Here is a 25957-nt window from a genome sequence, read left to right on the forward strand (position 1 = left end):
CCGCTTTTGCCCCAATGCACCCGTGCAAAGAATTATCCAAGGGAATAAATTAGCATTACATTCCATGAAATCATTAATCCCTGTAAAATAACCGATTTTCTGTTTCCGGAAGCCTGTCATGCGCGTATCGCAATTTTTCATCTCGACTTTGAAAGAAGCTCCATCCGAAGCTGAATTGACCAGCCACAAACTAATGCTCCGCGCAGGATTGATACGGCGCCTGGGATCAGGGCTTTACACCTGGATGCCACTCGGACTGCGCGTATTGCGTAAAGTAGAGGCCATTGTACGCGAGGAAATGAACAAGAGCGGCGGCATAGAACTACTGATGCCGGCGGTTCAACCGGCAGAATTATGGCAGGAAACCGGACGCTGGGAAGTCTTTGGTCCGCAGATGCTGAAAATAAAAGACCGTCACGAACGTGATTTCTGCTTTGGCCCCACCCATGAAGAAGTCATCACCGATGTGGCGCGCAGAGAAATCAAGAGCTATCGACAGTTACCGGTTAGTTTTTATCAGGTTCAAACCAAATTTCGGGATGAGATCCGCCCCCGTTTTGGCGTAATGCGTGCCCGCGAATTCATGATGAAAGACGCCTATTCTTTTCATGCCAACTTTGAAAGCCTGGAACAAACTTACCAAGTCATGTACGACGCCTACAGCCGTATTTTTACGCGTCTGGGATTAAAATTCCGTGCTGTGGCAGCAGATACAGGCGCTATCGGTGGAACCGGCTCTCATGAATTCCATGTTCTGGCTGATTCTGGCGAAGATGCCATCGCCTTTTGTCCAGATTCTCAATTCGCTGCCAATGTGGAATTAGCCGAGGCGCTGGCTCCAACAACCCAGCGTGCTGAACCTGCGCAAACCATGCAGAAAATCGCCACTCCTGGACAGCATACTATTGATGAAATCACATCCTTTCTTAAAGTTTCATCTGATCAGACCGTTAAGACTCTTATTGTAGAAGGTGAACATGGTCTGGTTGCGCTGTTACTGCGTGGCGATCATGAACTAAACGAAGTTAAAGCCGGAAAATTAGCACAGATTACCGCTTTTAAAGGATTTGCATCCGACGCACGGATTCGTGAAGTAGCACAATGCGGTGTTGGTTCACTAGGTCCTGTTGGTCTCAACATGCCTGTCATTGCTGACCGCGCTGTATCCGTCATGAGTGATTTTGTGTGCGGTGCCAATGAAGATGGCTTCCACTTGACCGGGGTCAATTTCGGACGGGATCTGCCCGAAATTGAAATAGCAGATATTCGTAACGCTGTAGAAGGTGACCCAAGCCCGGATGGAAAAGGTAAGCTGGAAATTTGCCGGGGTATTGAAGTGGGACACATTTTTCAGTTGCGTACCAAATACGCCGAAGCGATGAAAGCCACTTTCCTGGATGAGACCGGCAAATCGCAAGTCATGGAAATGGGCTGTTATGGCATAGGCGTATCACGCATTATTGGTGCCGCTATTGAGCAGGGAAATGACGAGCGCGGCATTATTTTCCCACCTGCCATGGCACCTTTTGAATTAGTCATTGTGCCAATTGGCATGAAAAAAAGCGAATTGGTCAAAGACGAAGTCGAAAAACTTTATACCAAACTGCAAACTGCAGGAATTGAAGTGCTGCTGGACAATCGGGATGAGCGCCCAGGGGTGATGTTTGCTGACATGGAGCTCATTGGCATTCCTCACCGCATAGTGATTGGAGAACGCGGTTTAAAGGAAAATCAGATTGAATATCAAGGTCGCTGTGATGCAGAAGCGCAAATTGTGCCTTTGCAAAACGCGCTAGATTTCATACAATTAAAATTATGTACAAAATAATTGCACTACTATTGCTGGCACTACCGTCTGCTGCACAAGCAGGCGCACAAGCCTATGAAAAGCTGGATAATAGCGCTAAATCCACTTTACGCAAAGCCGTAGGTGACACTTCAAGCATGCGGCTTGCATTCGCCAATGAATCAGATGCCCATGCCTGGATTTCAGAAATGTCGCAACGTATGCAAAAACGCATTCCAGATGAATTCATGCGTGTATTGTTTCTGAAAACATTACATTATGAAGCTACCCGCGCAGGGCTCGACCCTCAGTTGGTACTGGGATTAACTCAGGTAGAAAGCGGGTTCAAGAAATACGCGATTTCCAGTGCCGGGGCACGTGGCTACATGCAAGTCATGCCGTTCTGGTTAAAGGAAATTGGCAACAAAGGTGACAACCTGTTCGACATGCGCACAAACTTACGCTTTGGCTGTACCATTTTACGGTTTTATCTCGACCGGGAAAAAGGCGACCTGTTTCGGGCGCTGGGACGTTATAACGGAAGCCTTGGGAAAGCTGAGTACCCCAATATGGTGGTAGGTGCCTGGCGCAACCACTGGGCATTTCAGGCCCCCAGCAAAACGGCCCAAAATACGATCAATACGCCTGGCTGACGGCAGGAAGTTCAGGGAAAGTTAACCGTAGCAGATGTACCTGCGCGTAACTGTTCAGTGATGGGAAATACCACACCTACAGGGTAAACAGCTGACTCATCCTTGATTTTGACCGGTTCCAGCCCAAGTAGCTTTACTTTACCTGAGAAACGCTGATTACCCACTGAAACCGTAACACTTTGCCCTACTTTCAGTTTCTCGATCTGAGCACCGGATAACTTCGACTCTGCCAGCATTTCTCCTGATTTAGCCAATACCATCAGTGTTTGCGGCTGTATACCGGTTGCAACCGTCATCCCTGGCTCAACCTGCCGGGCCACTACTACCGCGTCATAGGGTGCCCGTACAGTAGCGTCATTCAAAAACTTTCTGTTTTGATTCAAGCGTGCGCGCGCCTCAGCAAGCATAGACTGCGCTTTGGCATATCGAAGCTTGGCCTGATCCAGTTCTGTTGTTGATATCACCGTCCGGTTATACAACTCCTGAACGCGATCTCTATCGCGTTTGGCCTCGGCGAACTCCTCACTCAACCTTGTCATGGCAGCCTGACTTTCCGCTACCATGGATTGATATGTTGCACTGTCCAGAGCCAACAGTACCTGCCCTTTATTCACATGGTCACCTGCATCCACATGAACCGATTGCACCACACCAGATACAGGTGCAGAAATTTCTACCCGGTGAGACCACTGTAATACCGCAGGAATATCGGCCGCCCAGATCACTTCCGAAAAAATTGTGCATAAGAGCATACCTAGCCATTTATTCATTCCATTTTCCCTTTAATGCAACTCATCTTCATTGTTTAATCTTGTCCTGCGTAATCAATGGCGCACCAAGCAATGCCTCCAGACGTGCAAAAGCGAGCGCTAAGTGATATTCATTTTTTCGGGTACGCAGAGTCGCTTCCACAGTTTCTGCCATGGAAGTACCCAAGTTGGTTTTCAGCTCAACTTCATATTGTCCCCGACTTTTTTCAAGAACCAAATCGCGAAACTCTGCTTGTTTTTTGGCAGCACTCCGGCCAGACCGTTGCAGCTGCCCGATCTCAAGATAGGTCTCCAAAAGTGCTTGCGTTAATTCCATCTTCAGCTTTTCATTACCCGCCTGAAGTTTCTGAAACTGTGCTTGTTCACGGGCAATCCGTGCATCAACCCGATTTCCCTGATAAATTGGCCAAGTTAAAATAACGCCTGCGCTCAAACTGTCTCTGGTAGAGGCGCTTCGACTGTAATCTGCTGCTTGCACTTCGGCATCCAGCATTGGTCCTTTATCTGCGCGCACAAACTCCAGCCGCTTCTGTGAGGCCGCCAAAGATTCAATATTTGCTTTCAGCCGTGCATTGTTCAGCAACATACTGGATATCAGGGATTCGTATTCCGGAAGTACTCGTTGATTGCCTGGCAGAGCAGGATCTTCTATATCGCTTGGCAGATTGCCCGGGCGGTTCAGCGCGTTAGCCAGCAATGCACGGGTAATACGCTGTCGCTGTTCGCTGGCATTGCGCCGCAAAGATGTTTCCTGAAAGCGCGACTCCAGATCGGCCAGTTCAATAGAAGAGATTTGGCCGACGGCCAGCCGATCTTTTCCCTGATCAAAAGTGACATACGCAACCGCCATGAACTCGTTGTCTGCGGTGAACTGCATATCGGCAATCAGCACATCAAAATAACGCGCCATGATTTCAAGGGTGCGCTTATCACGTGTTCCTATCAACTCTGCGTCACGCGCATTGACTTCTGATTTTGCAGCCGACTCGGCCGCACTCGTCCGGCCAAAATCATACAGCGTTTTGCGGGCAGTCAGACGCAAGCTGTTATCGCTGGTAAAATCATGGTTCCCAGCTGTAGGCCTGCCACTGCGCAAGATACCTTCAAGATTAACACTGGTATCCGAACGCGACGCTGCAATTCCCTGATCTGCCAAAGCAATATCGCGCTCGGCTTGCATCATTAACAAATCTGGATGAGCAGATTCAACTGTTGCCAGCGCTTCATTAAAAGTAAGTCTCTTACCTGGTTCTGCCGCTATAGCCGAAGAAAAAACAAAGAAAAAACTGATTAACCCATGCCCAACACGTGACTTCCTATGGGCATCTTTCATTGCCCACCCTGTTGTTTGAATTTTGCGAATGTCATGGTTTTATAAGCGCCTTCCACCACATAATGTCCGAATTGCAAAAACTCATTCGTATCTTTGGCGGCGCCAGTGAAGCGTTTCATCTCGTTGCCTTCAAGATCAAAAAAGGCAAAAACCGGTGTGGCCCTTACCCGGTTTTCCACGGAAAATAACTTTTCAGTGGTTTCCTTCCCTTTAAAATCGACCATTGGGTTATCCCCTTTGGTATCAACTGTAAAAATCAGAAAATTTTTACGGTAATATTCCTGCACTTCAGATTGATTCAGAATGGTTTGCTTCATGCGATGGCAAAAAGGGCAGTCGTCCAACTCGAACATGAGCAAAATTCCTTTTTTTCCCTCTTTCTTCGCTGTCACCAATTCATTGCGAAAGTCGCCGAGTTTAGAATCAAAGAAATACTGATCCACATCCCGAATTTCAGCAAAACTCGGTATTGCGATCATAAGCAACATCAACCCTGCAATAAATTGCTTCATCCCTGCCTCCTGTTCAATCTCATCATTATTATTTTTTGTTCTTTGCTGCAATATAGCTTTCCACTGCTTTACGTGTCAATGCACCTACATTATGCGCCACCATTTTTCCTTCAGGATTAAATAGATAAGTCGTTGGCAATCCCTGAATTGAACCAATCTGTGCTGCTATTTTAGAGTTTCCCAGCACAATTGGGTAAGTCACGAACATACTATCAGCGAACTCCACCACGTATTTCGGACTCTGATAATCCATTGCAATACCTATCACTTCCAAATCTTTTCCCTTATGCGCATCATGCAGCGCAATCAGGTCCGGAATTTCTTCGAGACAAGGTGGGCACCATGTGGCCCAGAAATTCACCAGAACCCATTTACCTTTGTAATCAGAAAGATTATGCACCTTCCCTTTTGCATCTGTAACAGAAAATCCTTCAGCAAATGCAGGAAGGGAAAGCAAACTCAAGCAAATCAGCAAATATGCAATGCGATGTTTCAACACAAAAAATACTCCTTAACTGTTCAAAAATTTTATATGCCGTGTGACGAAGGCTATAATTCTTCATTTCGTTCTGATTCAAGGTAAATAAATGGCTTACCGTATTGAGAAAGACTCGCTAGGCGAGTTTAAAGTTCCCCAGGATGCATGGTATGGCATTCAAACCGCGCGCGCAGTAGAAAATTTTCCCATTTCCGGTCGTGGTCCCGATCGTGATTTTATCCGAGCCCACGTACAAATCAAATATGCTGCTGCTATTGCCAATTGCCAACCGGACTGGCTGGATGAATCCAAGCGCGATGCCATCGTTTCTGCGTGTGAACGCATCTTGAAGGGTGAGTTTCTGGATCAGTTTGTAGTTGACCGTTTTCAAGCAGGTGCCGGCACCAGTCACAACATGAACAGCAATGAAGTAATTGCTAACATTGCCAACGTTGCACTGGGTGAAGAGCGGGGTAAATATTCGCCGATCAATCCAAACGATCACGTTAATATGGGGCAAAGCACCAACGATACCATCCCCACAGCAATTCGCCTTGCTGTTCTGGCCAAACTACCAAGACTCACTCAGGCCGTGGAGCATATGGCTGCGGCGTTCGACGAGATTGCCCTGCGCGAGCAAGACACTGTCAAAAGTGGCCGCACACATTTGCAAGACGCCGTCCCCACCACCATAGGCCGGGAGTTCGCAGCCTATGCCTGGTCGCTCCGCCGCGCGAAGCAGAATATTGCGGACACCCGCCGCCAGTTATGTGATATTGGTTTAGGTGGATCTGCTGCAGGTACTGGCTTGAACACCTCTCCTCACTATCCAGAAAAGGTAGCCGCAGAATTGGCCAAGCTCACCAATGAACCTATTCAGGCTAGCAACCTGGCGGCACAAATGCAGTCCATGCTGGATTTACAAACTCTCTCAGGACAAATTCGTAGTCTGGCACTGGAATTAACCCGCATCAGTAACGATCTTCGTTTGCTCGCCTCGGGTCCACGCACAGGTCTGGGTGAAATCACGTTACCACCTGTACAACCCGGTTCAAGTATCATGCCCGGCAAAGTCAATCCTGTCATGTTTGAAATGTTGAATCAGGTCTGCTATCAGGTAATGGGACAAGATGCGGCCGTTGCTTACATGACCCAGGCCGGACAACTGGAACTGAACGTAATGATGCCGGCGTTGGGTTCTGCGCTATTTGATGCGATGGACTGGTTGACCAACGCGATGAATGCCGCCACCGATAAAAACCTGAAGGGACTTATCGTGAATCGTGACCGCTGCTTCACTTTCATCCACGACAGCGTGGGATTGGCGACATTGCTTAATCCACAAATTGGTTATACAAAAGCTGCCGAGATCGCTAAAGAGTCAGAAAAAAGTGGCAAGCCCGTTCGAGACATTGTTGCGGAACATAACCTGATGAGTCGCGAAGCATTCGATGCACTCGTACTGAAAGCAGCTCGTGATGGCAAGATAGACTAAGGAAACCTCGTGAGAAGTATAAAACCTTCTCACTTTTACCTCCGTTCTTTTATTCGCTCACATTTACCCCGCGCTCTTCATTAATTGCGCTCCCATTCACCCATGGGACTCTCTCGCGTGTGAACGAAAAAGTGCGAGCCCGATCAATGCGAAACTTACTCCTAAATAAAGCAAATCCAGCGACTGCTTCAATTCCATCTATGGAAAAGCCGGCAGCCATGCTGGAAATTACGACAAAAATTACAATAAACCGGTTATTCTACAAAGCACTTTCAAAAAAACGTTTAATCATCTTCACTTCGTACACTCCAAATCAATACTTAACCTAGCGTTTTTGACACCTTATTCACTCTTTTGAAACCTTAAATACCCCACCACAGCTGCGAAAATTAATAAGCAGCCAAACCAAAGCGACCACCTATTCCGGCATAAAACCCCATGAACATAATTTAACAATATCAGGAAACCAAAAACGTCCGCCAACCAATTAATTATCTTCATGATTGCTATTCTCGATCAATTTGTTAGGTGATTTTCCTCTTTATTCAGATTATGTTTTACATTAGCAACATAAATGTTCTAAAATTCATAAGAAATGACCATTTCAAATGATAAATTAATAAAATGCCGCTAAAACTTGCCGTACCCATTATCGGCCAAAATGCAAACTTAACCGTAGAAACGCGCCCCAAGCAAGTCCAGGATTGGCTTGATACACTGCCGCTTTCAAATGCTATTGAGGCTGCACGCTCTATCCGCGATGGTCTGGCGACAATTAACAGACAGAAAATCGCCGGGGACCAACGGCTTAAGCTGCTTGAATTATATCGATCCACAATTGACACCCTGTTCCCTTCTATTGAAATGCTGTTCTCCGGTGAGCCCTTGCCTTTACCAGAAAAAAGCCGCCAGGCAGCTAATCTTGCTCGCGACTTGCTGGTTGAACTGGCTTACGGCTACAAGATAATTTTATTGGAACATGTAAACAGACGAATTACATTCGGTGGCAGTAAAAGTGTTTCTTTGATTATGGAACGTGCAATTTCAGTGCTGGGAAGAATACTGGTTACCTGCTACCAGACTTATGCGCCCACACCAGCAGGTATCTGGTCCGAGATTCATCAATTATTCCGTTATGCCGTTCAACAAAACATTCAAGACATCCCGGTTCAGGATGAATCTGACACTCAGACCCGCAATATTAATCTGGTATACAAGCAAGCACTTTTACTGGCTTTGGCAGACCCTTACCGATTAATGCAAGGTGAGGTCAGTAAAACGGCAGACTATTTGGCAAGATTTGGAAATCAGGCGCATTTACTGCCATTATCAGAAACTTCCAGCACAAACGGTTTGTTCCTGGTTCGGTTGGATAGCGACAAACCGCCTCGTGCCATGGCACAAAATGTCACTATGACCGATGCCCGCACAGATATTTTCTTGAATGCACTGGCACTGGCTCGCTTGCTACATCAGCAGGTTGCACAACTTGAAGCAGGGCAATCCTGGGAAACACTCAACTTACCGGCGAACGCTTCAAATCCTGCCTATTTGGATTTGATGCGGCGACTTATCCGGCATTGGGGCGTTACACCCAAACGCCATTTCAACCGTGTAAAGCAGGAAACCACACTGGAAATATGTTCAGGTATCCGCGCTCTTCACCATTTTTTGAATGGAAACAATGCTACAGAGTATGGGGGCGACCTGGAATCAAAAGAAAGCGACATTACCGTACAGCTTTCAAGCTCGCTAATTGACCAAAGCAGCCAGCAGACTTTTAATTCAACCCATTGGACTGTGATTAACGAAAGTGCTGGCGGGCTCGCACTAAGCAAGGTTTCAAACGATGCAGTACAAATCAGCGTAGGCGAAATTATTGGCCTTAAACCCGATAAAAATGCCGCGTGGAATATTGGTGTCGTGCGCTGGGTTCAAAGCGACAACCCGCAACACCTGGAACTGGGTGTCCAAATGCTGGCACCGAATGCAACACCAGCTACTATAATTCCTACAATCAGAAATGAAGATGAAATTGAACAACAGGCTCTTTTATTACCCGAGTTACCCATAATCAAACAACCTGTCTCATTGTTAGCACCTCGTGGTTATTATCGCGACATGCGAGAATTTGAACTAAAATTAGGTGAGGAAAGCAAGATAATCCGTGCAACCTCTCTAATCGAACAGACATGCTGTTATGAGATATTTCAATTTAGTTAGAATACGGCAAGGATCGGTTGAAAACCTATGAAAACAAGCCACTCAATCAATCAGGAAAATCCCATCGGAATGATCGGCGCCTCCCCCGCCTTTCTTGAACATGTGCGCCTACTGAGCAAAATATCTGCCAGCAAGGCTTCAATTGTCATATTTGGGGAGACCGGTAGCGGCAAAGAAATGGCAGCCCGCGCCATTCACCATCTTGGCAACAACGGCAACATCCCTTTTGTATCTATGAATTGCGGTACGATTAGCGAAGAAAAATTGGCAAATTACCTTTTTGACAAGCCAAAAAACGCAGCATTATTTCTGGACGAAATCGAGGCGCTCTCAACAAAAGGTCAAATTTCATTATTACGCTATCTTCAGGATCAACAGTCTCCCGATCTCCCAAAATCAGAAACCATACGTATCATTGCCGCCACTAGCGCAGATCTCTTAAAGCTGGTCGAAGCCGGAACATTCCGTCCGGATTTACTCTTTCGCCTGCAGACCTTTTCTGTTGAAATACCACCCCTACGAGAGCGGCATGGTGACGCAGAACTCCTGGCCAAGCACTTTATCAAACAATACAGTGCAAAATACGACAAACCAATTTTATCCCTGCACCCGGATACGTTACGGTATTTAAGTCGCCATAATTGGCCAGGCAATATCCGGGAACTTGCCAATTTCATTCATCGTGAATTTTTGATTGCTGACGGACCAACTCTTCGCGCCGGATTGCCTGCAAATCAAATGAATCGGCGCAAAGGTGAGGATCGCAGAGCAGGCGAATCCTACACCGGCCATGATTTCAATGAAGCAAAAGCCAAGGCAATCGAGAATTTCGAGAAAAGTTTCCTGTCCAGACTGCTTTCAGGAACACACGGCAATGTTACTCTAGCCGCAAAAAAAGCAGGCAAGGAAAGAAGGGCATTAGGAAAGTTAATTAAAAAACACGGTATTGATAAGCGAAAATATGCCGATTCACCACAACAAAATACTTAATCGCACTTAAATATTATTGTTGTTTCACCCCGTTTTCAGCACTTTCTTCAAACAGTGCCTTAAGCGATTTGTTCATTTCGACATCAATCCTGCTGGATAACCCATGGATGAATTTGTTCAAAGAACTATCCTCTCCAGTTTTTGTCGCTAATAAATGCGGTGCACGAAACACAAACAACTGATAAACCTCATACACCTTTATTTTTTCAGGGTTCACTACCAGCGCCCAGCCATTCCCTGCAACACGTCGAATCCACTTAACCTGCACTAAACGCTCAAGGATTTCTTCCAACTCATCAAAACCCAGATGAACCTGCTGTCTTAACTGCCTTAAATCAAATGTTTCGCCTTTCTCATAGCCCTGATATAGCAGATTCAAAATGTGTAAAGCATCATACAGCTGCCTGCCAGGCACCCGTTCATTTTTCCATGCTCCACCGCGCCAATATGAAAGGCTTGAAGCGATTACCGCCCCCAGCAACACCACCATCCAGGAAAAATATATCCACAATAAAAATATCGGAAATATGGCAAATGCGCCATATACCAACTTGTAAGATCCAAAATGGCCAATATAGACTGCAAAAAATTTCTTCATCAATTCAAAGGCGATACCGGCGATCACTGCACCAGTAAATGCATGTGCCCAAGGTACAAAACGGTTGGGGACAGTCACGAATAACAAAGTGATAGAGATAATCGTCAACATAACCGGCATAATTTTAAGCAGGACTACGCTCACCTCAGGGACACCAGACACAAAACCCAACGAAAAACTAACAAGGTAAGAGGTCAATGAAATACTGCTACCCATCAATAGCGGCCCCAAAGTGAGCACTGCCCAATAAATCAGCACGCGATTCAATAAGGTTCGTTGCCTTAAAACACGCCAAATCACATTCAATGCTTTTTCGATTGTCAGCATCAGCATGATTGCCGTCACCCCTAAAGACGCTATCCCCAAAGCGGTCAGCTTGTTTGCGTTTTCAGAAAATTGCTGCATGTAGACAGTAATTACTTTACCCGCAGATTCAGGTACCAAATTGCTCAAAATAAATACTTTAAGCTGAGTACTTAATTCGGAAAACACCGGAAATGCAGAGATCATTGTCAAAGTGATTGTGATCAATGGAACCAATGAAAGCAACGTCGTAAATGTCAGGCTTGATGCCATCTGCAGGCACTTGTCCTCATTGAATCGTCTGGCAATGAAACGTAAAAAACTGAATAAATAAAGCACTCTGCTCATGATCACTTCCTGTTCGAATAGGGATATTCTGCCTTAATTCACGACTGCTAAGCTATAATTAGCAATTTTCCACATCATAAAACATGAAAGAAATCCTTGTTCTCTATTACAGCCAGCATGGATCGGTTCGCGAAATGGCACGAATCGTCGCTCATGGCATCGAACAAACCTCTGGCATAAAAGCACGGATTCGAACCGTACCCAAAATTTCAACGGTATGCGAGACTGTGGAACCTGCAATACCTGATCAAGGTGCGCCATATGCCGAGCTCCGGGATTTAGAAGAATGCATTGGTGTTGCCTTAGGTAGCCCTACCCGTTTTGGCAATATGGCTGCACCCATGAAATACTTTTGGGACGGCACCAGCTCGCTCTGGTTAAAGGGCGCACTGGTTGGCAAAGCCGCAGCAACATTCACCTCATCTGCCAGCATCCATGGCGGCCAGGAGACAACCCTCATCAGCATGATGCTACCTTTGCTGCATCATGGCATGATTATGGTTGGTCTGCCCTACTCCGAACCAGAACTGAATAATACGTTAAGTGGCGGCACTCCCTATGGCGCAAGCCATGTAGCAGGCAGTACGGGCGAAAAGCCCATCACAGAAGATGAACGCAAGCTTTGCCTTGCATTAGGCAGGCGACTGGCTGAAACCGCCCTGAAACTAGCATCATGACGCACGGTACAGCTGCACGCCGCTTTATCCGTGCCCAACATTATGGCGTACTGTCTACTATTTCAAAAAAGCTTGACGGCTATCCTTTCGGGTCAATTGTGCCTTACATATTGGACCACGAAGCCAGGCCCATTATACTGATCAGTACATTGGCAGAACACACCAAAAATATTGATTCAGATCATCGTGCCAGCTTGCTGATACACGAACCATCAAGTGACGTTCAAGCAAGTGCACGACTCACTCTGGTAGGGAATGCGTCTCGCTTGGCAGATCAATTTATGGTTAAACCTCGCTATCTGCGTTATTTCCCGCAGGCAGCAACATATTTTGACACACATGATTTTTTCTTTTATCGAATAGAACCAGTCAACATTCGATTTATTGCAGGCATTGGAAACATACATTGGATTCAAGCTGCCAACTACCAGGTCCCACAAACCCGCCTGGCTGAACATGAGGCGGATATTATTGCCCACATGAACCAGGATCATGTTGATAACCTGCGTCAGTACTGCCTGTGCTATCACTCCGTTGAGGCACTGGATGTTGCCATGCTTGGCATAGATTACGACGGATTTGATGTCCGTGCAGATGAGCTGATACTGCGATTTGAATTTGACGAGCCCGTTTCAGATGCTTCAGAAGCTCGTAAAGCACTCGTCGTCATGGCACAGAAATCGAGATTATGAATAGAATAAATACGCTACATTACGCCAGCATCACTAGCTTGATCGGACTCATTTTTTTATGTGTGGCCTGGGAAGGCTGGCTAGCGCCATTACGTCCCAATGGCTCTTTACTCGTATTAAAAGTTCTTCCGCTCATGTTTCCCTTATTCGGCATCCTGCGCGGCAAGATATACACCTACCAATGGTCATCCATGCTGATCTTGATGTATTTTACGGAAGGCGCTGTAAGAGCCTGGTCTGATAAAGGATTATCGCAATATCTCGCACTGGCCGAGGTTGTACTGTCAATCATTTTTTTCTTCAGCAGTATTTATTATGTGAGGTATTGTTCAAAGGCAAACAAAGGGGGCTAGCCCCTAACCTCTTTTACGCTCAAGCGTAATCCCTACCGCTTCAATAAGACCACCTAACATCAACACCCCCCACCCCAACCAAGGTGGCTCATTGGTGGCAAAAAACATCAGCACACCGCCCAGTATGACCAGGAAAACAGAAATTAAACGCCTGATAACCATGATACCCTCCTATGCTGCACCTAATATCAGCATAGGAGAAGATTCCGCCAAAGTGAAGGTTACCTGCAACTGACCAGGCACTTACCAATACTTATCAGACTTGAGGATGCGCCCTTTCCAGCTTGCTATGCAACTTATTCAGCGCATGAATATACGCTTTTGCAGAGGCCACGACGATATCCGTATCCGCGCCTTGCCCGTTCACGATTCTACCGCCTTTTGACAGACGCACCGTTACTTCACCCTGCGCATCCGTGCCACTGGTAATATTGTTAACTGAATAAAGCTGTAACTCTGCACCGCTGTTAATAATCTGTTCGATTGACTTGAACGTTGCATCTACCGGACCACCACCATCAGCGTTAGCCTGTTTTTCCTTACCATTTTCCGCGAGCACAATATTCGCATGGGGTGTTTCACCCGTTTCAGAACATACCTTGAGAGACACCAGTTTAAAATGCTCATCTTCATTGGCCGTTTCGTCACTTACCAAAGCATGCAAATCTTCGTCGAAAATCTCATGCTTCTTGTCTGCAAGCTCCTTGAAGCGGGCGAAGGCAGCATTCAAAGCATCCTCAGATTCCAGCTGAATACCCAATTCCACCAAGCGGCTTCGAAAGGCATTACGACCGGAATGTTTTCCGAGTACCATTTTGTTGGCACTCCAGCCTACATCCTCAGCACGCATGATTTCGTAAGTTTCACGGTTTTTCAACACACCATCCTGGTGAATGCCGGATTCATGTGCAAATGCATTGGCACCTACAATGGCTTTATTAGGCTGCACCGCAAACCCTGTGACACTTGAAACCAGACGACTGGCAGGCAATATTTGTGTTGCATCAATACCGGTTTCACACATAAAAATATCTTGCCGGGTACGTACTGCCATCACAATTTCTTCAAGAGATGCATTACCTGCCCTCTCTCCCAGACCATTTATAGTGCATTCCACTTGCCTGGCACCATTTATTACTGCTGAAAGCGAATTAGCAACCGCCAGGCCCAAATCATTATGGCAATGTACGGAGAAAATGACTTTATCTGAATTGGGAATGCGTTCTCGCAAATTACGGATCAATGTTCCGAACTGTTCCGGCATGTTATAGCCAACTGTATCGGGAATATTAAGCGTAGTAGCACCGGCAGCAATAACCGCCTCCAATACACGACAAAGGAAATCCAGCTCAGAGCGCCCCGCATCTTCCGGTGAAAACTCCACATTATCGGTATATTTACGCGCCCATTTCACTGCATTAACCGCTTGTTCTATCACCTGATCAGGAGACATCCGCAATTTTTTCTCCATATGAATAGGAGAAGTGGCAATAAATGTATGTATACGCCCGGAATTTGCACCTTTAAGCGCTTCACCCGCACGGTCAATATCCCTTTCCAGCGCACGTGCCAATCCACAAACAGTACTGTCTTTAACCATATCGGCTACCGCTTTGACTGACTCAAAATCCCCATTACTTGCTGCTGGAAACCCTGCTTCAATGACATCAACACGCATGCGTTCCAATTGCTTGGCAATCCGCACTTTTTCCTCTCGCGTCATTGAAGCGCCAGGACTCTGCTCACCATCACGCAAGGTGGTATCGAATATGATCAATTTATCTTTCATTTGAATCTCCGTACTGGAATCGCTGGAAATTTGACAAGTTTTTGTATTTCCGCGATGTTATAGCATATCAGAAATCAGATTATTCCTGATTCCACAAATACAACACAATTTAAGGGAGTAGGTAGATTAGCGCGCGGGGCGCAGCAGTAGACCGCCCAACAGATGGTTGGGCAGGGTGGTAACAACAGAAAAGTTACATTGGGTATTCATGACTAGAAATATAAACGGTTTTTTTTCTTTGCGCAAGCCCATACAGCCATATTCATAAATCGCTATATTTGTTCATCATCTTGTTCAAGCGACTTTTGCTGTATTTTTTCCGAGCGGGTTTTTCTGAAATTCCACACCCACATGACATAGGCAGATAGCGCATACAATACAAACATACCGAACAGCACTTCAGGCGGGCTATACGATATCAGAATAAAAGCGAATACAATCAGCAACACTGCAACAAAAGGAACGCTTTTGCGCAGATTGATATCCTTACCACTATAATAACGCAAGTTACTGACCATATTTAACCCGGCAAAAATTGTTACGCTCCACGCCAGCCAGGAAACTTCTTTACCCTGAAAACCGTATTCATTGAGCACCCATACCATTCCAGCAATCAAAGCCGCGGCTGCAGGACTGGGTAACCCCTGAAAAAAACGTTTATCAGCCACTTCCAGCTGAGTATTGAAGCGCGCCAAGCGGAGTGCGGCGCAGGCGCAATAAACAAAAGCGGCAATCCACCCCAGCTTTCCCATTCCTTTCAGCGCCCACACATACACTACTAGCGCAGGTGCAACACCAAACGACACCATATCCGAAAGGCTGTCATACTCAGCACCAAATGCGCTTTGTGTGTGCGTCATTCTGGCCACACGACCATCCAGCCCATCCAGCACCATTGCAATCAGAATCGCAACAGCAGACAGCTCAAAACGACCATTCATAGCTTGTACAATCGCGAAAAAACCAGCGAATAAAGCCCCGGTAGTAAATAAATTAGGTAACAAATAAATGCCACGTCTGCGCAATCTGGCATCAAGTATCGGTTGTCTGTTTCTGGAATCTTGCATATTTCTCTGGTTCAATATTAAACGAGACTATTATAATTTCTGTGGTTTCTAAACTTGTAAACTTATAGCTCTGCCCAGTATAGCATTGACAGGTTCAACTAGATTATTCTGGATACTTTGAAAGCTCCATCCTAAATAAAGAAGCAGACCTTCGGGTGGAATACTTGACGGTTATAGGCATCACTGACCCAGTTAACCTCATGCCGCAAAAAAAGAGGCACAGGCATGTAGGGCAGTAATCTTGCCTCGCATTCCTGTGCCTCCGACATGCTAAAAACGATAATTAGTTCTTGCTGCTATCAACCAGTTTGTTTTTCTTGATCCATGGCATCATTCCACGCAACTTATCACCAACTACTTCAATGGGATGCTCTGCATTCAAGCGACGACGTGCATTCAATGTCGCGGCACCTGCTTTGTTTTCAAGAATAAAGCTCTTGGCGTATTCACCGTTCTGAATATTTGCGAGCGCTTCCTTCATCGCTTTGCGTGCTTCATCACCGATCACTTTTGGACCAGTCACATATTCACCATACTCTGCGTTGTTGGAAATGGAGTAATTCATGTTGGCAATACCGCCTTCGTACATCAGGTCAACAATCAGCTTCAGCTCGTGCAAACATTCAAAGTATGCCATTTCTGGGGCATAACCAGCATCGGTAAGTGTTTCAAAACCCGCTTTAACCAGTTCAACGCAGCCACCACACAACACAGCTTGTTCACCGAACAAGTCGGTTTCTGTTTCTTCACGGAAGGAAGTTTCAATCACGCCACCTTTGGTGCCGCCGTTTGCAGCTGCATAGGAAAGCGCCATTTCCTTCGCTTTTTTGGACACATCCTGATGTACAGCAATCAACGATGGCACACCGCCACCCTGAGTATAGGTAGAGCGAACCAAATGACCTGGGCCTTTTGGTGCAACCATGATCACGTCGATGTCCGCACGTGGTACGATCTGGCCATAATGCACATTAAAACCATGCGCAAAAGCCAAAGCAGCACCTTTTTTCAAGTTGGGTGCAATTTCATCGCGGTATACGTCTGCTTGTTGTTCATCCGGCACCAGCATCATCACAATATCGGCACCTTTCACAGCTTCAGCCACTTCTTTCACAACCAGACCGGCTTTTTTGGCTTTATCCCAGGATGCGCCACCCTTGCGCAGACCAACGGTTACTTTCACACCGGAGTCTTTCAGGTTGTTCGCATGGGCATGGCCCTGTGAGCCATATCCAATGATAGCAACTTTCTTACCCTTGATCAGGGATAGGTTAGCGTCCTTATCGTAATAAACTTTCATAATTTTCCTTTCACTTTCATTAAATTAAAATTTTTGCCACTGAGTTTAAAGGGGTAACCCCTCTCATTTGATACCTGTTTTGGCCGCAGTGCTAAAAAAGTCTGCTGCGCTAACCCGCCACTGCAAGCTATGCACTGCAACCAGTATTACATCAAATTTTCAAGACCCGTTCGCCACGTCCAATTCCTGATGCACCGGTGCGTACCGTCTCTAAAATCGCGCTATGGTCCAGCGCTTGAAGAAACGCATCAAGCTTGGAACCTGGACCAGTCAGCTCAATGGTGTAAGTTTTTTCGGTCACATCGATAATACGTCCGCGAAAAATATCAGCCATGCGCTTCATTTCTTCACGATCTTTACCGGCAGCTTTCACTTTGACCAGCATCAATTCCCGCTCAATATAGTCGCCGTCATTCAGATCCAGCACTTTGATCACATCTACGAGCTTGTTCAATTGCTTAATAATCTGCTCAATAACATCTTCTGAGCCACTGGTTACAATCGTCATGCGAGACATTGTGAGATCTTCAGTCGGCGCCACCGTAAGGGATTCAATATTATAAGCCCGTGCGGAAAAAAGCCCTGCCACACGGGAAAGCGCTCCAGCTTCGTTTTCTATTAACAGAGATATGATATGTCGCATTTTTCAACCAAAATTTTAGGACACTGCAAAATATCAGTGCCCCCTAAAACTGAAAACAATCTAAAATTTTACCGCAGATAAATCAATTCGCAATTAAACAAGAATCATCTCACTCAACCCTTTACCGCCAGGAATCATAGGGTAGACATTCTCGGTCTGGTCGGTACGGAAATCCAGAAATACGAAACGCTCTTTCATTTTCTTGCTGAAAGCTTCTTTCAACGCACCTTCTACATCACCCGGCTCATCAATTCTCATACCAACATGACCGTAACTTTCAGAAAGCTTAACGAAATCGGGCAAAGCATCAACATAAGACTCTGCATAACGATTGCCGTAGAAAAATTGCTGCCACTGACGCACCATACCCAGATATCGATTGTTCAGCATAATTACCTTGATCGGCAAATTATACTGTTTGCACGTCGATAATTCCTGGATATTCATCTGGATACTGCCTTCACCTGTTATGCAGGCTACCGCCGCGTCAGGATGCGCAAATTGTGCGCCCATTGCAGCAGGCAAACCAAAACCCATCGTCCCCAAACCACCTGAATTAATCCAGCGCCGCGGCTTATCAAACTTATAAAACTGTGCTGCCCACATTTGGTGCTGACCTACGTCAGAAGTAACAAAAGCATCGCCTTTTGTTACTTCCCACAACTTTTCCACCACGTACTGGGGTTTAATGATTTTGCTCTGGCGATCATATTTCAGGCAATCAATTGAACGCCACAACTCGATTTGTGCCCACCATGTCTTGAGTGCTGCCTGATCTGCTTTTTCTTTACTCACTTTGAGTATTTTAAGCATATCGTTCAATACATCCGTCACATTGCCAACAATTGGCACATCAACTCTTACACGCTTTGAAATTGAAGCTGGATCTATATCAATATGGATGATCTTGCGATCTTCCTGATAAAAGTGATCAGGGTTTCCGATAACACGGTCGTCAAAGCGCGCACCAACTGCCAGCAGCACATCACAGTGCTGCATAGCCATATTGGCTTCGTACGTACCGTGCATACCAGGCATGCCAACTGACAAAGGATCCGTCGCAGGATATCCGCCCAACCCCATCAAGGTGTTAGTACATGGGAACCCCAGCATCCGTACGAGCTCTATCAATTGCTTGTCAGCATTACTCAGGACTACACCACCACCTGCGTAAACCATGGGCCGTTTGGCATCCAATAGCAACTGAATTGCTTTCTTGGTCTGCCCGGGATGCCCCTTGGTGACGGGGTTATATGAACGCATAGTGACGCTTTGAGGATACACGAATTCAGTTTTTTGCTGAGTCAGATCCTTAGGAATATCAACCAGAACCGGTCCGGGGCGACCACTAGCCGCAATATAAAATGCTTTCTTGATGGTTTCAGCCAGCAAAGCAACGTCTTTTACCAAAAAGTTGTGCTTGACGCAGGGGCGGGTAATCCCAACTGTATCTACTTCCTGAAAAGCATCCAAGCCTATGGCTGGCGTTGGTACCTGCCCGCTAATAATCACCATGGGGATGGAATCCATATAGGCGGTTGCAATACCCGTTACTGCATTTGTCGCACCCGGGCCGGATGTAACCAGTGCCACGCCTACCTTGCCGGTTGCTCGCGCATAACCATCCGCAGCATGAATGGCAGCCTGTTCATGGCGCACTAAAACATGCTTGAATTTGTCCTGTTTGAAAATTTCATCGTAAATATTCAGAACTGCGCCGCCGGGGTATCCAAATAGAAAATCCACCCCTTCTTCCTGCAAACAGCGTATTGTAATTTCCGCGCCCGTTAATTCCATAAAATCGCCTTAAAAGCTTACTTACCACAAAATAACATTAAACAGTAACGGTTCGCGCAACATTGGTCAAGAGGAAGCTAATTTATCAGTCGCCTAGACGTGACCTGAAAAGCCGTCCAGATAAGCCCTTGCCTTACTTACCAACTCAGCTGGCAAACCATTTTTTTCTGCCACAATTAACCCGAGTGACTGACCCGCCTTACCTGCTTCAAGCTCGTAAGTCGGGCTCAGCGTTTCAAAATCAAAACGCATGGAAGCATTGCTCAAATACGCATGCTGATCGGCAAACCCTTTCAACGGAGAGAGGTGTGTCGTGACAATGCCATGCACTTTACGAGCAGCCAACTCATCCAACACTGCCATTGCCAGTGCCGCGCCTTCTTCCGGGTCTGTACCCGTACCCAACTCATCCATTAAAACCAGTGTTTTATTATTTGCTTCAACCAGCAAACGTTTCAATACTTCAACATGCCCCGCAAATGTCGAAAGATGATGATACAAACTTTGCTTATCTCCAACATCTACAACAATGCGGTCAAAATTACCAATCACGCATTTCCCTTCGCTTGGGAGATGCAAACCACAGTGAGCCATAGTCACCAGTAAACCCACTGTTTTCAGCACAACCGTTTTTCCGCCGGTATTTGGCCCAGTAATCACCATCATTGGCTGTTTGTCATCCAGCACAATGTCTAGCGATTTAATTTGCTGAATATTTTTTTCAACAAACTGGAGCAGCAATTGAGGATGATATGCCTGCTTCAATTCAACTCTGGGCTCATCCACCAATTCTGGTGGAGCTGCATTCATGGCTGCACTAAGATGCCCCGCTGCCAGAGCAAGATCAATCCAGGTTATTGCATCAATCAGCTTGGAGAAATCGCTAACATAATTACGCACCACATCCGTCGTTGCTCTAAGCACTACCTGGTTCTGCGCTTCAATCTGCCCATTCAATGCCTCAAGACGATTATTGAGCCCTACAGCTTCCATGGGTTCTATTAGCGCATCTCTGCCACCCCCGACCGAACCACGACGCACGCCTTTAATTTTGTCAGCAAAATTACTGCGTATTGCCAGCACACCTCTGACACCGTGCCAGTTCACCTTACTATTTTCTTCAAAAACACCGGCAACATCCGGTTGCAACATACGTGTTTTTAAAAGGGTATCAACTTGTTGCCGCAACACGTGGTATTGCTGATGCAATTCATATAGCTCAGGCGAAGCATCTTCTTTCAACCGGCCTGCGGGTGAAATGGTTTTATCGAGAACTTCCACCAAGCTGGCAGGCGCCTTCAAATCAGAAACAGCCCGATACAACTTTGGATAATTTGCAACAAATTCACGAAGGGTTAACCCGGTCTGCATTACCTGGCGCAAATTTGACAGCGCATTAGGTGATATTGCCGCGCCGGCTTGTTCAGCTTGCCGTAATGCGGCCCGCACATCGGGTACCGTAGCGAACTTCGGGACAACAAATGCATCAATCGCTTCACGTGCAGCTGTCACCGCTGACTGCATTTCCCGAGCCACTGCTATTGATGGAGCAGGTTCAAGACTTCTCGCCGCATCTGCACCATAAGGTGAAAAAGTCAGCCGTTCCAGTAAACGTCGAACCCCACCAAACTCCAGCGCATTTAGGTCGCTTTCCATGAATACAAGTCAAATCAAAAAGTTCCATAATATCAAACTAGAGATATACCCATCAAAATTTTTTTCATCCCTAAAATTTGGTATCATGTGGTCCGACACAAACTAGACAAGTTCAGACGCATTCATCACGCAATTATCAGGAAGCATCTAAACTGGCAACTTATCAGGAATTATCAGACTTTCTCTCTCTAGTAGAGCGCCGTGCTTTTAAGCAAGCGGCATTTGCTGTGCGTGATGACCATTCTGCTTTGGATATTGTGCAAGATGCAATGCTAAAGTTATCTGAAAAATATGCAGGCCGACCTGCTGAAGAATTTCCCATGTTGTTTCAGCGCATATTGCAGAACACAATTCGTGATTACTACCGTCGCCAAAAAGTACGCTCTCTATGGACCACTTTATTTTCGTCTCTCTCACCTAATCAGGATGGAGATGACTACGACCCGTTGGAAACACTGGAAGCATACGACGATGGATCAAATAAACACGACACGCCTGCAGACAATTTGGAACGCGCTCAACTTCTTGCTTTAATTGAAGAAGCGTTAAAAAATTTACCAACACGTCAACGGGAAGCGTTCCTGTTGCGTTATTGGGAGGAACTGGATGTCGCAGAAACCGCTACCGCAATGGGTTGCTCAGAAGGTAGCGTTAAAACCCATTGTTCACGCGCTACACATGCATTAGCAGCTATCCTGAAGTCTAAAGGAATAAAATTATGAACGAACATGATCTAGCAAAAAAAATTGCCAGACAACTGAATTATGGCACCACCAACCTGAGTGAAAATATAACTACGCAGCTAAAAGCGTCACGGATGGCTGCCCTGGATAAATACAGCGCACATCAACCAGCAATGAGTCTAGTGGGGGCATCCCATTCTTTGCTTAACCAAGGGAAAAATTGGCTTTCACATCATCGCCTTTTAATACCTGTAACTGTATTGATTTTAGGTTTGGCCGCCATCACTTATTGGCAATCCACGCAGCAGGATAACGACACCGGAGAGATTGACGCCAGCTTGCTGGCAGATGATTTACCTATTCATGCTTATGTAGATAACCGCCTGGACACATGGGTAAAATCATCCTCAGAGCAATAACATTCTGGCTCTTCCTCATTTTCACTGGCGCGGCAGTTGCGGCAACTCCGAACGCCAAAGTAATCAAGTGGAATGACTTAAGTTCAGCACAGAAGCGCGTATTGGCGCCCGTCGCTCAAGACTGGGACAAAATGCCCTCTATCCAGCGCCAACGTTTGATAGGGGTGGCCAATCACTACCAGAAAATGACCCCCGAAGAGCAAAAGCGCATTCAAGCCCGCTTAAAAGAGTGGGCCAAACTCACGCCCGAGCAACGGGCCATTGCTCGGCAGAATTACAAAAAGCTGAAAAAGCTGCCCCCTGAAAAACGCCAGCAAATAAAACAAAAACTAAAGAAAGAAGCGCAAAAAACACCTGACAACGTTACGCCAAAACTGGCTACGCCTTAACTCCTGGCGGCTTCATCCAGTGCGCTGAGAATTTCGTTAATTGAAGCCTCATTGTCAAGCATGCAAGCAAGGTTTCCCATTCCACACACTGTCATGTTTGTACCACGTACCACCCATCCTCTGGACGGAGTCCACCCTCCCATTTGTGAAAAAAGGGAAAACAAATCCGTGTTACCGGAGACCATGCGACGATACCATTGCGCAAACTGCGCCAAACGTTGTGCAGTGTCTTCAGGCAGCATCCCAGCCATATCAATAATGGTACCATCGTCCTGAAAACGGCATACACAAACCACCCCATCTAAAACCAGCAAGCGTTTCAGCATCATTCACCTCACAACTTGCATTGAGTCAGGGCTGAAAAAGCGGCTTCGTAATTCACATCCTGATTTCTAAGCACTACGCCGCAATTGCTGCCAAAAACAGCAGACCAATCCATGCCTATCAGCGAAAATCCCTGTAACGGCTCAAACCCTTGCTGCCCGGTCAGTGCTTCCCAACCTCTGGCTTCCATGGTAGCAATGGCACTATTTGCTACGCAAGTGTGTGCCAACAAATCCAGTGCCTGCGCAGTCAGCGCAGTTCCTTCCTTGATGACATGCTGGACTAAATCTCCTTTATCACTATATTGAAATGCTGCGAGTGCTCCTGGTACCTGCATCAAATGATCCAAACTCATCCACCACTCCCCCATCTCAGGCTGGCTAAACCAATTATAAGTCACCCATCTGTTGCCTTAGCTCAGCTTATTATAAATAGTACTTCACGCAGACATCCATCGTTTTACTATTAATACAGCTTTTCTTCCACATCTCCACCAATTTTGGAATACATATACTTCATTACATCCCCTTCGGTATCCCCCAGGTTTGCACGAAGCAAAGCCATCACATTATTCAACAACCCTTGTTTATTCTGGATAAAACAGAAAATATTGCCCGTCACGCATACGCTGATAGCACGGCCACGTACAATCCAGCCTTGAGCTGGCATTAAACCATTTTGAGGGACTAGCGAGTCAAACATGTCGACCTGCATATTGACACTCAGGGTGTTGGCTCGACAAAGAATAGAAGCCATACGTGCCGTTTCTGGCGTCAAATGGCCTTCATAGGTATACCGATCACCACGAAATGAATACTCACCAGCCGCAATCACACCCGGCACGGCCATAAGTTGAGATATAATGCGCATAAGCTCCCCCTCCATTGATTATCTTGCAGGTGCATTGCATTTAGCTTCTTTTTTATTCGCTTGGCTAACACTAAACTGTTTTTCGCAAGCGATGCATGTGCATCGGATGATCTTAGTTACTTATAGATCAATTTTAGAAATTATGCAAAAAAATTCATCAGACTTTCCCTCGGCCAGCTTCATGCGCAGAATTTTTAGCATGGTTTATGAAGTACTGTTGCTGGCTGCAGTACTATTCTTAGCCAGCTTTATATTCATTAGTTTAACGCACGACACTCAGTCAGTCCTTATGAAGCCAATTTTTCGCGGCTACCTTTTAATGGTTTGCGGCGTTTATTTCATCTGGTTTTGGGTAAATGGTGGTCAAACGCTGGCCATGAAAACTTGGCGCCTTCGACTGACCAGCAAAAATGATTCAGCGCTGACTATAAAACAAGCTGTTTTACGTTTTATTAGCGCCTTTTTTGGCATCTGCTTCTTTGGTGTTGGGATACTTTGGGCTTTGTTTGATGCAGATAAGCAATTTTTGCATGACCGAATCGCCGGAACTAAAATAATTCAGATGTAGGTCGGTTACGCCGACAGATTATTTCAGCCAATAGCTATTATTTCGACATGAGCCACTAAATTCTATCTCTTGCTTTCAACCCACCACATCATTGCAATCGCGGCTAGCAAGAACAGTACTGTTGGTAAAATTGCACTGAACAGCGGGGGCCATCCGTACAAAAGACCAAGATGTGCGAACAAACGGTTGAGCAAATGAAAGGCCAGACCGAGCATAATACCTGAAAAGATCTTTGCACTAACCCCACCCATTCGAATCTGATGGTATGCAAATGGTAGCGCCAAAAGCATCATGACAATAGCCGCAAATGGATAGGCCAATTTTGACCAAAGGGCAATTTCATAGCGGGTTGTTTTCTGATTGTTTTCACGCAGGTGCTCCACATAGGAATACAAGTTCCAGGTAGACATCTGTTCAGGAACGACCAATAACACATTCAGAATTTCGGGTGTCAATACCGAACGCCAGTCTGCTTCAGGCATGGACTTTACTGTGCTATGCCCGTTCTCAAAATGGGTTTGAACCACATCCTTTAAACGCCATTTGCTGTCTTCGAGGTACTCCCCTTCTTTAGCAAAGCTGATATTGCTTAACCGATTTTCTGCATCAAATTCATAAATTTTCACATCAACCAGCTTCGTCCCAGGCAGTAGCTCTCTGACGTTTACAAAACTTTTTTCATCCTTCACCCACATACCAGAGCGGAACTCTTGGGCCACCACTGAACTTAAGGATTTCAGACGCAGCTGTTGTGCAGTCGTTTCGCTGAATGGCGCAATCAGCTCTCCAAAAAGAAATGTCAGCAGTACAAACAAAAATCCGAACCGCACCAGAGAAAAGGCAATGCGTTGAATGGATAAACCTGACACGCGCATTACAGTAAACTCGGAATTCTGCACCAATTTAGCCAGCGCAAACAACGTGCCTATCAATGCTGCAACTGGAAGCAACTCATAGACATGCCCTGGCAAAGTCAAAAGAACAAAAAGCAAAACTTTCGGTAATTGATAGCTGCCTTTTCCAAGTTCACCAAGCTCATGAATTAAATCAAAAAATCCGAACAACATGAGCAATGCAAACAAAACAAAAAAAGTGCTGCCATAGATCTCGCGCGCGAGATAACGGTTAAGTATTTTCATTATTTTTCCTGATTATAAAGCATCCTCAGCCAGTCTTATTCGACACAGGGGATGAGGCCGTGTAACGGCCGAGGCCCTAAGCAATCTGGTGAGGATAGTGGA

28 protein-coding genes are annotated in these 25957 nt (G+C 46.0%); 12 read left to right on the plus strand and 16 right to left on the minus strand.

Features of this window, described 5'->3' with window-relative positions; genetic code table 11:
* Positions 1-118: 118 nt before the first annotated feature.
* Both EDC63_RS06150 and EDC63_RS06155 read left to right on the plus strand, forming a co-directional pair.
* Positions 119-1828, plus strand: coding sequence for a proline--tRNA ligase (locus tag EDC63_RS06150; RefSeq protein WP_124945877.1), 1710 nt, complete (start codon positions 119-121; stop codon positions 1826-1828).
* Positions 1816-2439, plus strand: a complete 624-nt coding sequence (locus tag EDC63_RS06155; RefSeq protein WP_189836498.1) for a lytic transglycosylase domain-containing protein — start codon at positions 1816-1818, stop codon at positions 2437-2439. Before EDC63_RS06150 ends, EDC63_RS06155 begins: the two co-directional genes overlap by 13 nt.
* 11 nt (positions 2440-2450) lie before the next feature.
* On the opposite strand, the gene EDC63_RS06160 is transcribed toward EDC63_RS06155, so the two are convergent.
* From EDC63_RS06160 to EDC63_RS06175, 4 genes are read right to left on the minus strand one after another with little or no spacing between them, the layout of a single operon-like run.
* The gene (locus tag EDC63_RS06160; RefSeq protein ID WP_124945875.1) at positions 2451-3209 is read right to left on the minus strand and encodes an efflux RND transporter periplasmic adaptor subunit; all 759 of its coding nucleotides are present in this window, start codon (positions 3207-3209) and stop codon (positions 2451-2453) included.
* 28 nt (positions 3210-3237) lie between these two features.
* Positions 3238-4542, minus strand: coding sequence for a TolC family protein (locus EDC63_RS06165; RefSeq protein ID WP_124945874.1), 1305 nt, complete (start codon positions 4540-4542; stop codon positions 3238-3240).
* A complete protein-coding gene (locus EDC63_RS06170) occupies positions 4539-5054 on the minus strand; it encodes a thioredoxin family protein (protein WP_124945873.1) in 516 nt (171 codons plus the stop codon). Before EDC63_RS06170 ends, EDC63_RS06165 begins: the two co-directional genes overlap by 4 nt.
* A 28-nt stretch (positions 5055-5082) precedes the next feature.
* A complete protein-coding gene (locus tag EDC63_RS06175; RefSeq protein ID WP_370685866.1) occupies positions 5083-5550 on the minus strand; it encodes a TlpA disulfide reductase family protein in 468 nt (155 codons plus the stop codon).
* Between the two features lie 91 nt (positions 5551-5641).
* On the opposite strand from EDC63_RS06175, the gene EDC63_RS06180 reads away from it, so the two are divergent.
* From EDC63_RS06180 to EDC63_RS06190, 3 genes are all read left to right on the plus strand, one after another.
* A complete protein-coding gene (locus EDC63_RS06180; RefSeq protein WP_124945871.1) occupies positions 5642-7027 on the plus strand; it encodes an aspartate ammonia-lyase in 1386 nt (461 codons plus the stop codon).
* Positions 7028-7651: 624 nt separating this feature from the next.
* Positions 7652-9250 carry a hypothetical protein gene (locus EDC63_RS06185; protein WP_124945870.1) on the plus strand — a complete coding sequence of 533 codons (1599 nt, stop codon included), beginning with the start codon at positions 7652-7654 and terminating at the stop codon, positions 9248-9250.
* A gap of 27 nt (positions 9251-9277) precedes the next feature.
* Positions 9278-10240 (plus strand): sigma 54-interacting transcriptional regulator, encoded by a 963-nt coding sequence (locus EDC63_RS06190; protein WP_124945869.1) that lies wholly within the window; start codon positions 9278-9280, stop codon positions 10238-10240.
* A 13-nt stretch (positions 10241-10253) separates the two neighbouring features.
* Here the strand turns inward: EDC63_RS06190 and EDC63_RS06195 are convergent, their stop codons facing one another.
* On the minus strand, positions 10254-11489 hold the full coding sequence (locus tag EDC63_RS06195; protein ID WP_124945868.1) for a YihY family inner membrane protein: 1236 nt from the start codon (positions 11487-11489) through the stop codon (positions 10254-10256).
* A gap of 83 nt (positions 11490-11572) precedes the next feature.
* On the opposite strand from EDC63_RS06195, the gene wrbA reads away from it, so the two are divergent.
* From wrbA to EDC63_RS06210, 3 genes are read left to right on the plus strand one after another with little or no spacing between them, the layout of a single operon-like run.
* The gene (gene wrbA / locus EDC63_RS06200) at positions 11573-12166 is read left to right on the plus strand and encodes an NAD(P)H:quinone oxidoreductase (RefSeq protein WP_124945867.1); all 594 of its coding nucleotides are present in this window, start codon (positions 11573-11575) and stop codon (positions 12164-12166) included.
* The gene (locus tag EDC63_RS06205) at positions 12163-12858 is read left to right on the plus strand and encodes a HugZ family pyridoxamine 5'-phosphate oxidase (RefSeq protein WP_124945866.1); all 696 of its coding nucleotides are present in this window, start codon (positions 12163-12165) and stop codon (positions 12856-12858) included. The genes wrbA and EDC63_RS06205 overlap by 4 nt, the downstream gene beginning before the upstream one ends.
* Complete coding sequence (locus EDC63_RS06210; protein ID WP_124945865.1) at positions 12855-13211, plus strand: DUF2069 domain-containing protein; 357 nt, start codon at positions 12855-12857, stop codon at positions 13209-13211. Before EDC63_RS06205 ends, EDC63_RS06210 begins: the two co-directional genes overlap by 4 nt.
* Positions 13212-13214: 3 nt before the next feature.
* Here the strand turns inward: EDC63_RS06210 and EDC63_RS18530 are convergent, their stop codons facing one another.
* The 7 genes from EDC63_RS18530 to EDC63_RS06240 all read right to left on the minus strand — a co-directional run bounded on the left by EDC63_RS18530 (position 13215) and on the right by EDC63_RS06240 (position 21463).
* Entirely contained in the window at positions 13215-13373 is a 159-nt protein-coding gene (locus tag EDC63_RS18530; RefSeq protein WP_165922926.1) for a hypothetical protein, read from the minus strand.
* Between the two features lie 94 nt (positions 13374-13467).
* A complete protein-coding gene (locus EDC63_RS06215; protein WP_124945864.1) occupies positions 13468-15000 on the minus strand; it encodes a 2-isopropylmalate synthase in 1533 nt (510 codons plus the stop codon).
* Between the two features lie 272 nt (positions 15001-15272).
* Entirely contained in the window at positions 15273-16067 is a 795-nt protein-coding gene (gene pssA, locus EDC63_RS06220) for a CDP-diacylglycerol--serine O-phosphatidyltransferase (RefSeq protein WP_124945863.1), read from the minus strand.
* Between the two features lie 283 nt (positions 16068-16350).
* Positions 16351-17367, minus strand: coding sequence for a ketol-acid reductoisomerase (gene ilvC / locus EDC63_RS06225; RefSeq protein WP_124945862.1), 1017 nt, complete (start codon positions 17365-17367; stop codon positions 16351-16353).
* 151 nt (positions 17368-17518) lie between these two features.
* Complete coding sequence (gene ilvN, locus EDC63_RS06230) at positions 17519-18010, minus strand: acetolactate synthase small subunit (RefSeq protein WP_124945861.1); 492 nt, start codon at positions 18008-18010, stop codon at positions 17519-17521.
* Positions 18011-18103: 93 nt separating this feature from the next.
* A complete protein-coding gene (locus EDC63_RS06235; protein WP_124945860.1) occupies positions 18104-19807 on the minus strand; it encodes an acetolactate synthase 3 catalytic subunit in 1704 nt (567 codons plus the stop codon).
* A gap of 93 nt (positions 19808-19900) precedes the next feature.
* The gene (locus EDC63_RS06240) at positions 19901-21463 is read right to left on the minus strand and encodes an endonuclease MutS2 (RefSeq protein ID WP_124945859.1); all 1563 of its coding nucleotides are present in this window, start codon (positions 21461-21463) and stop codon (positions 19901-19903) included.
* Positions 21464-21615: 152 nt separating this feature from the next.
* On the opposite strand from EDC63_RS06240, the gene EDC63_RS06245 reads away from it, so the two are divergent.
* The 3 genes from EDC63_RS06245 to EDC63_RS06255 are packed head-to-tail and all read left to right on the plus strand — an operon-like array spanning position 21616 to position 22954.
* Positions 21616-22185 carry an RNA polymerase sigma factor gene (locus tag EDC63_RS06245; RefSeq protein ID WP_124946029.1) on the plus strand — a complete coding sequence of 190 codons (570 nt, stop codon included), beginning with the start codon at positions 21616-21618 and terminating at the stop codon, positions 22183-22185.
* The gene (locus tag EDC63_RS06250) at positions 22182-22565 is read left to right on the plus strand and encodes a DUF3619 family protein (RefSeq protein WP_124945858.1); all 384 of its coding nucleotides are present in this window, start codon (positions 22182-22184) and stop codon (positions 22563-22565) included. Before EDC63_RS06245 ends, EDC63_RS06250 begins: the two co-directional genes overlap by 4 nt.
* Positions 22538-22954, plus strand: coding sequence for a DUF3106 domain-containing protein (locus tag EDC63_RS06255; RefSeq protein ID WP_124945857.1), 417 nt, complete (start codon positions 22538-22540; stop codon positions 22952-22954). The genes EDC63_RS06250 and EDC63_RS06255 overlap by 28 nt, the downstream gene beginning before the upstream one ends.
* Here EDC63_RS06255 and EDC63_RS06260 read toward each other — a convergent pair.
* From EDC63_RS06260 to EDC63_RS06270, 3 genes are all read right to left on the minus strand, one after another.
* Positions 22951-23280, minus strand: a complete 330-nt coding sequence (locus tag EDC63_RS06260; protein ID WP_223272276.1) for a DUF2173 family protein — start codon at positions 23278-23280, stop codon at positions 22951-22953. The two genes, EDC63_RS06255 and EDC63_RS06260, sit on opposite strands and share 4 nt — an antisense overlap.
* An 8-nt stretch (positions 23281-23288) precedes the next feature.
* Positions 23289-23633, minus strand: a complete 345-nt coding sequence (locus EDC63_RS06265; protein ID WP_124945855.1) for a DUF2173 family protein — start codon at positions 23631-23633, stop codon at positions 23289-23291.
* Positions 23634-23743: 110 nt separating this feature from the next.
* Positions 23744-24148 (minus strand): DUF2173 family protein, encoded by a 405-nt coding sequence (locus tag EDC63_RS06270; protein ID WP_124945854.1) that lies wholly within the window; start codon positions 24146-24148, stop codon positions 23744-23746.
* Here EDC63_RS06270 and EDC63_RS06275 point away from each other — a divergent pair.
* Positions 24141-24716 carry an RDD family protein gene (locus tag EDC63_RS06275; RefSeq protein WP_306307882.1) on the plus strand — a complete coding sequence of 192 codons (576 nt, stop codon included), beginning with the start codon at positions 24141-24143 and terminating at the stop codon, positions 24714-24716. The two genes, EDC63_RS06270 and EDC63_RS06275, sit on opposite strands and share 8 nt — an antisense overlap.
* Positions 24717-24778: 62 nt before the next feature.
* Here the strand turns inward: EDC63_RS06275 and lptG are convergent, their stop codons facing one another.
* Positions 24779-25855 carry an LPS export ABC transporter permease LptG gene (gene lptG, locus EDC63_RS06280; RefSeq protein WP_124945853.1) on the minus strand — a complete coding sequence of 359 codons (1077 nt, stop codon included), beginning with the start codon at positions 25853-25855 and terminating at the stop codon, positions 24779-24781.
* Positions 25856-25957 lie beyond the last annotated feature (102 nt).

The sequence above is a fragment of the Sulfurirhabdus autotrophica genome, assembly GCF_004346685.1.
Lineage (GTDB): Bacteria > Pseudomonadota > Gammaproteobacteria > Burkholderiales > SMCO01 > Sulfurirhabdus > Sulfurirhabdus autotrophica.

Excerpts from the sequence above, each read along its gene's own strand:
- EDC63_RS06255 (WP_124945857.1), top strand. The coding sequence starts at position 22,538 with ATGGGTAAAATCATCCTCAGAGCAATAACATTCTGGCTCTTCCTCATT.
- EDC63_RS06260 (WP_223272276.1), bottom strand. The coding sequence starts at position 23,280 with ATGCTGAAACGCTTGCTGGTTTTAGATGGGGTGGTTTGTGTATGCCGT.
- EDC63_RS06165 (WP_124945874.1), bottom strand. The coding sequence starts at position 4,542 with ATGAAAGATGCCCATAGGAAGTCACGTGTTGGGCATGGGTTAATCAGT.
- wrbA (WP_124945867.1), top strand. The coding sequence starts at position 11,573 with ATGAAAGAAATCCTTGTTCTCTATTACAGCCAGCATGGATCGGTTCGC.
- lptG (WP_124945853.1), bottom strand. The coding sequence starts at position 25,855 with ATGAAAATACTTAACCGTTATCTCGCGCGCGAGATCTATGGCAGCACT.
- EDC63_RS06185 (WP_124945870.1), top strand. The coding sequence starts at position 7,652 with ATGCCGCTAAAACTTGCCGTACCCATTATCGGCCAAAATGCAAACTTA.
- EDC63_RS06275 (WP_306307882.1), top strand. The coding sequence starts at position 24,141 with ATGCGCATAAGCTCCCCCTCCATTGATTATCTTGCAGGTGCATTGCAT.
- pssA (WP_124945863.1), bottom strand. The coding sequence starts at position 16,067 with ATGCAAGATTCCAGAAACAGACAACCGATACTTGATGCCAGATTGCGC.
- EDC63_RS06190 (WP_124945869.1), top strand. The coding sequence starts at position 9,278 with ATGAAAACAAGCCACTCAATCAATCAGGAAAATCCCATCGGAATGATC.
- EDC63_RS06210 (WP_124945865.1), top strand. The coding sequence starts at position 12,855 with ATGAATAGAATAAATACGCTACATTACGCCAGCATCACTAGCTTGATC.
- EDC63_RS06180 (WP_124945871.1), top strand. The coding sequence starts at position 5,642 with ATGGCTTACCGTATTGAGAAAGACTCGCTAGGCGAGTTTAAAGTTCCC.
- ilvC (WP_124945862.1), bottom strand. The coding sequence starts at position 17,367 with ATGAAAGTTTATTACGATAAGGACGCTAACCTATCCCTGATCAAGGGT.
- EDC63_RS06215 (WP_124945864.1), bottom strand. The coding sequence starts at position 15,000 with ATGAAAGATAAATTGATCATATTCGATACCACCTTGCGTGATGGTGAG.
- EDC63_RS06160 (WP_124945875.1), bottom strand. The coding sequence starts at position 3,209 with ATGAATAAATGGCTAGGTATGCTCTTATGCACAATTTTTTCGGAAGTG.
- EDC63_RS06205 (WP_124945866.1), top strand. The coding sequence starts at position 12,163 with ATGACGCACGGTACAGCTGCACGCCGCTTTATCCGTGCCCAACATTAT.
- ilvN (WP_124945861.1), bottom strand. The coding sequence starts at position 18,010 with ATGCGACATATCATATCTCTGTTAATAGAAAACGAAGCTGGAGCGCTT.
- EDC63_RS06250 (WP_124945858.1), top strand. The coding sequence starts at position 22,182 with ATGAACGAACATGATCTAGCAAAAAAAATTGCCAGACAACTGAATTAT.
- EDC63_RS06155 (WP_189836498.1), top strand. The coding sequence starts at position 1,816 with ATGTACAAAATAATTGCACTACTATTGCTGGCACTACCGTCTGCTGCA.
- EDC63_RS06270 (WP_124945854.1), bottom strand. The coding sequence starts at position 24,148 with ATGCGCATTATATCTCAACTTATGGCCGTGCCGGGTGTGATTGCGGCT.
- EDC63_RS06150 (WP_124945877.1), top strand. The coding sequence starts at position 119 with ATGCGCGTATCGCAATTTTTCATCTCGACTTTGAAAGAAGCTCCATCC.
- EDC63_RS18530 (WP_165922926.1), bottom strand. The coding sequence starts at position 13,373 with ATGGTTATCAGGCGTTTAATTTCTGTTTTCCTGGTCATACTGGGCGGT.
- EDC63_RS06240 (WP_124945859.1), bottom strand. The coding sequence starts at position 21,463 with ATGGAAAGCGACCTAAATGCGCTGGAGTTTGGTGGGGTTCGACGTTTA.
- EDC63_RS06235 (WP_124945860.1), bottom strand. The coding sequence starts at position 19,807 with ATGGAATTAACGGGCGCGGAAATTACAATACGCTGTTTGCAGGAAGAA.
- EDC63_RS06195 (WP_124945868.1), bottom strand. The coding sequence starts at position 11,489 with ATGAGCAGAGTGCTTTATTTATTCAGTTTTTTACGTTTCATTGCCAGA.
- EDC63_RS06170 (WP_124945873.1), bottom strand. The coding sequence starts at position 5,054 with ATGAAGCAATTTATTGCAGGGTTGATGTTGCTTATGATCGCAATACCG.
- EDC63_RS06265 (WP_124945855.1), bottom strand. The coding sequence starts at position 23,633 with ATGAGTTTGGATCATTTGATGCAGGTACCAGGAGCACTCGCAGCATTT.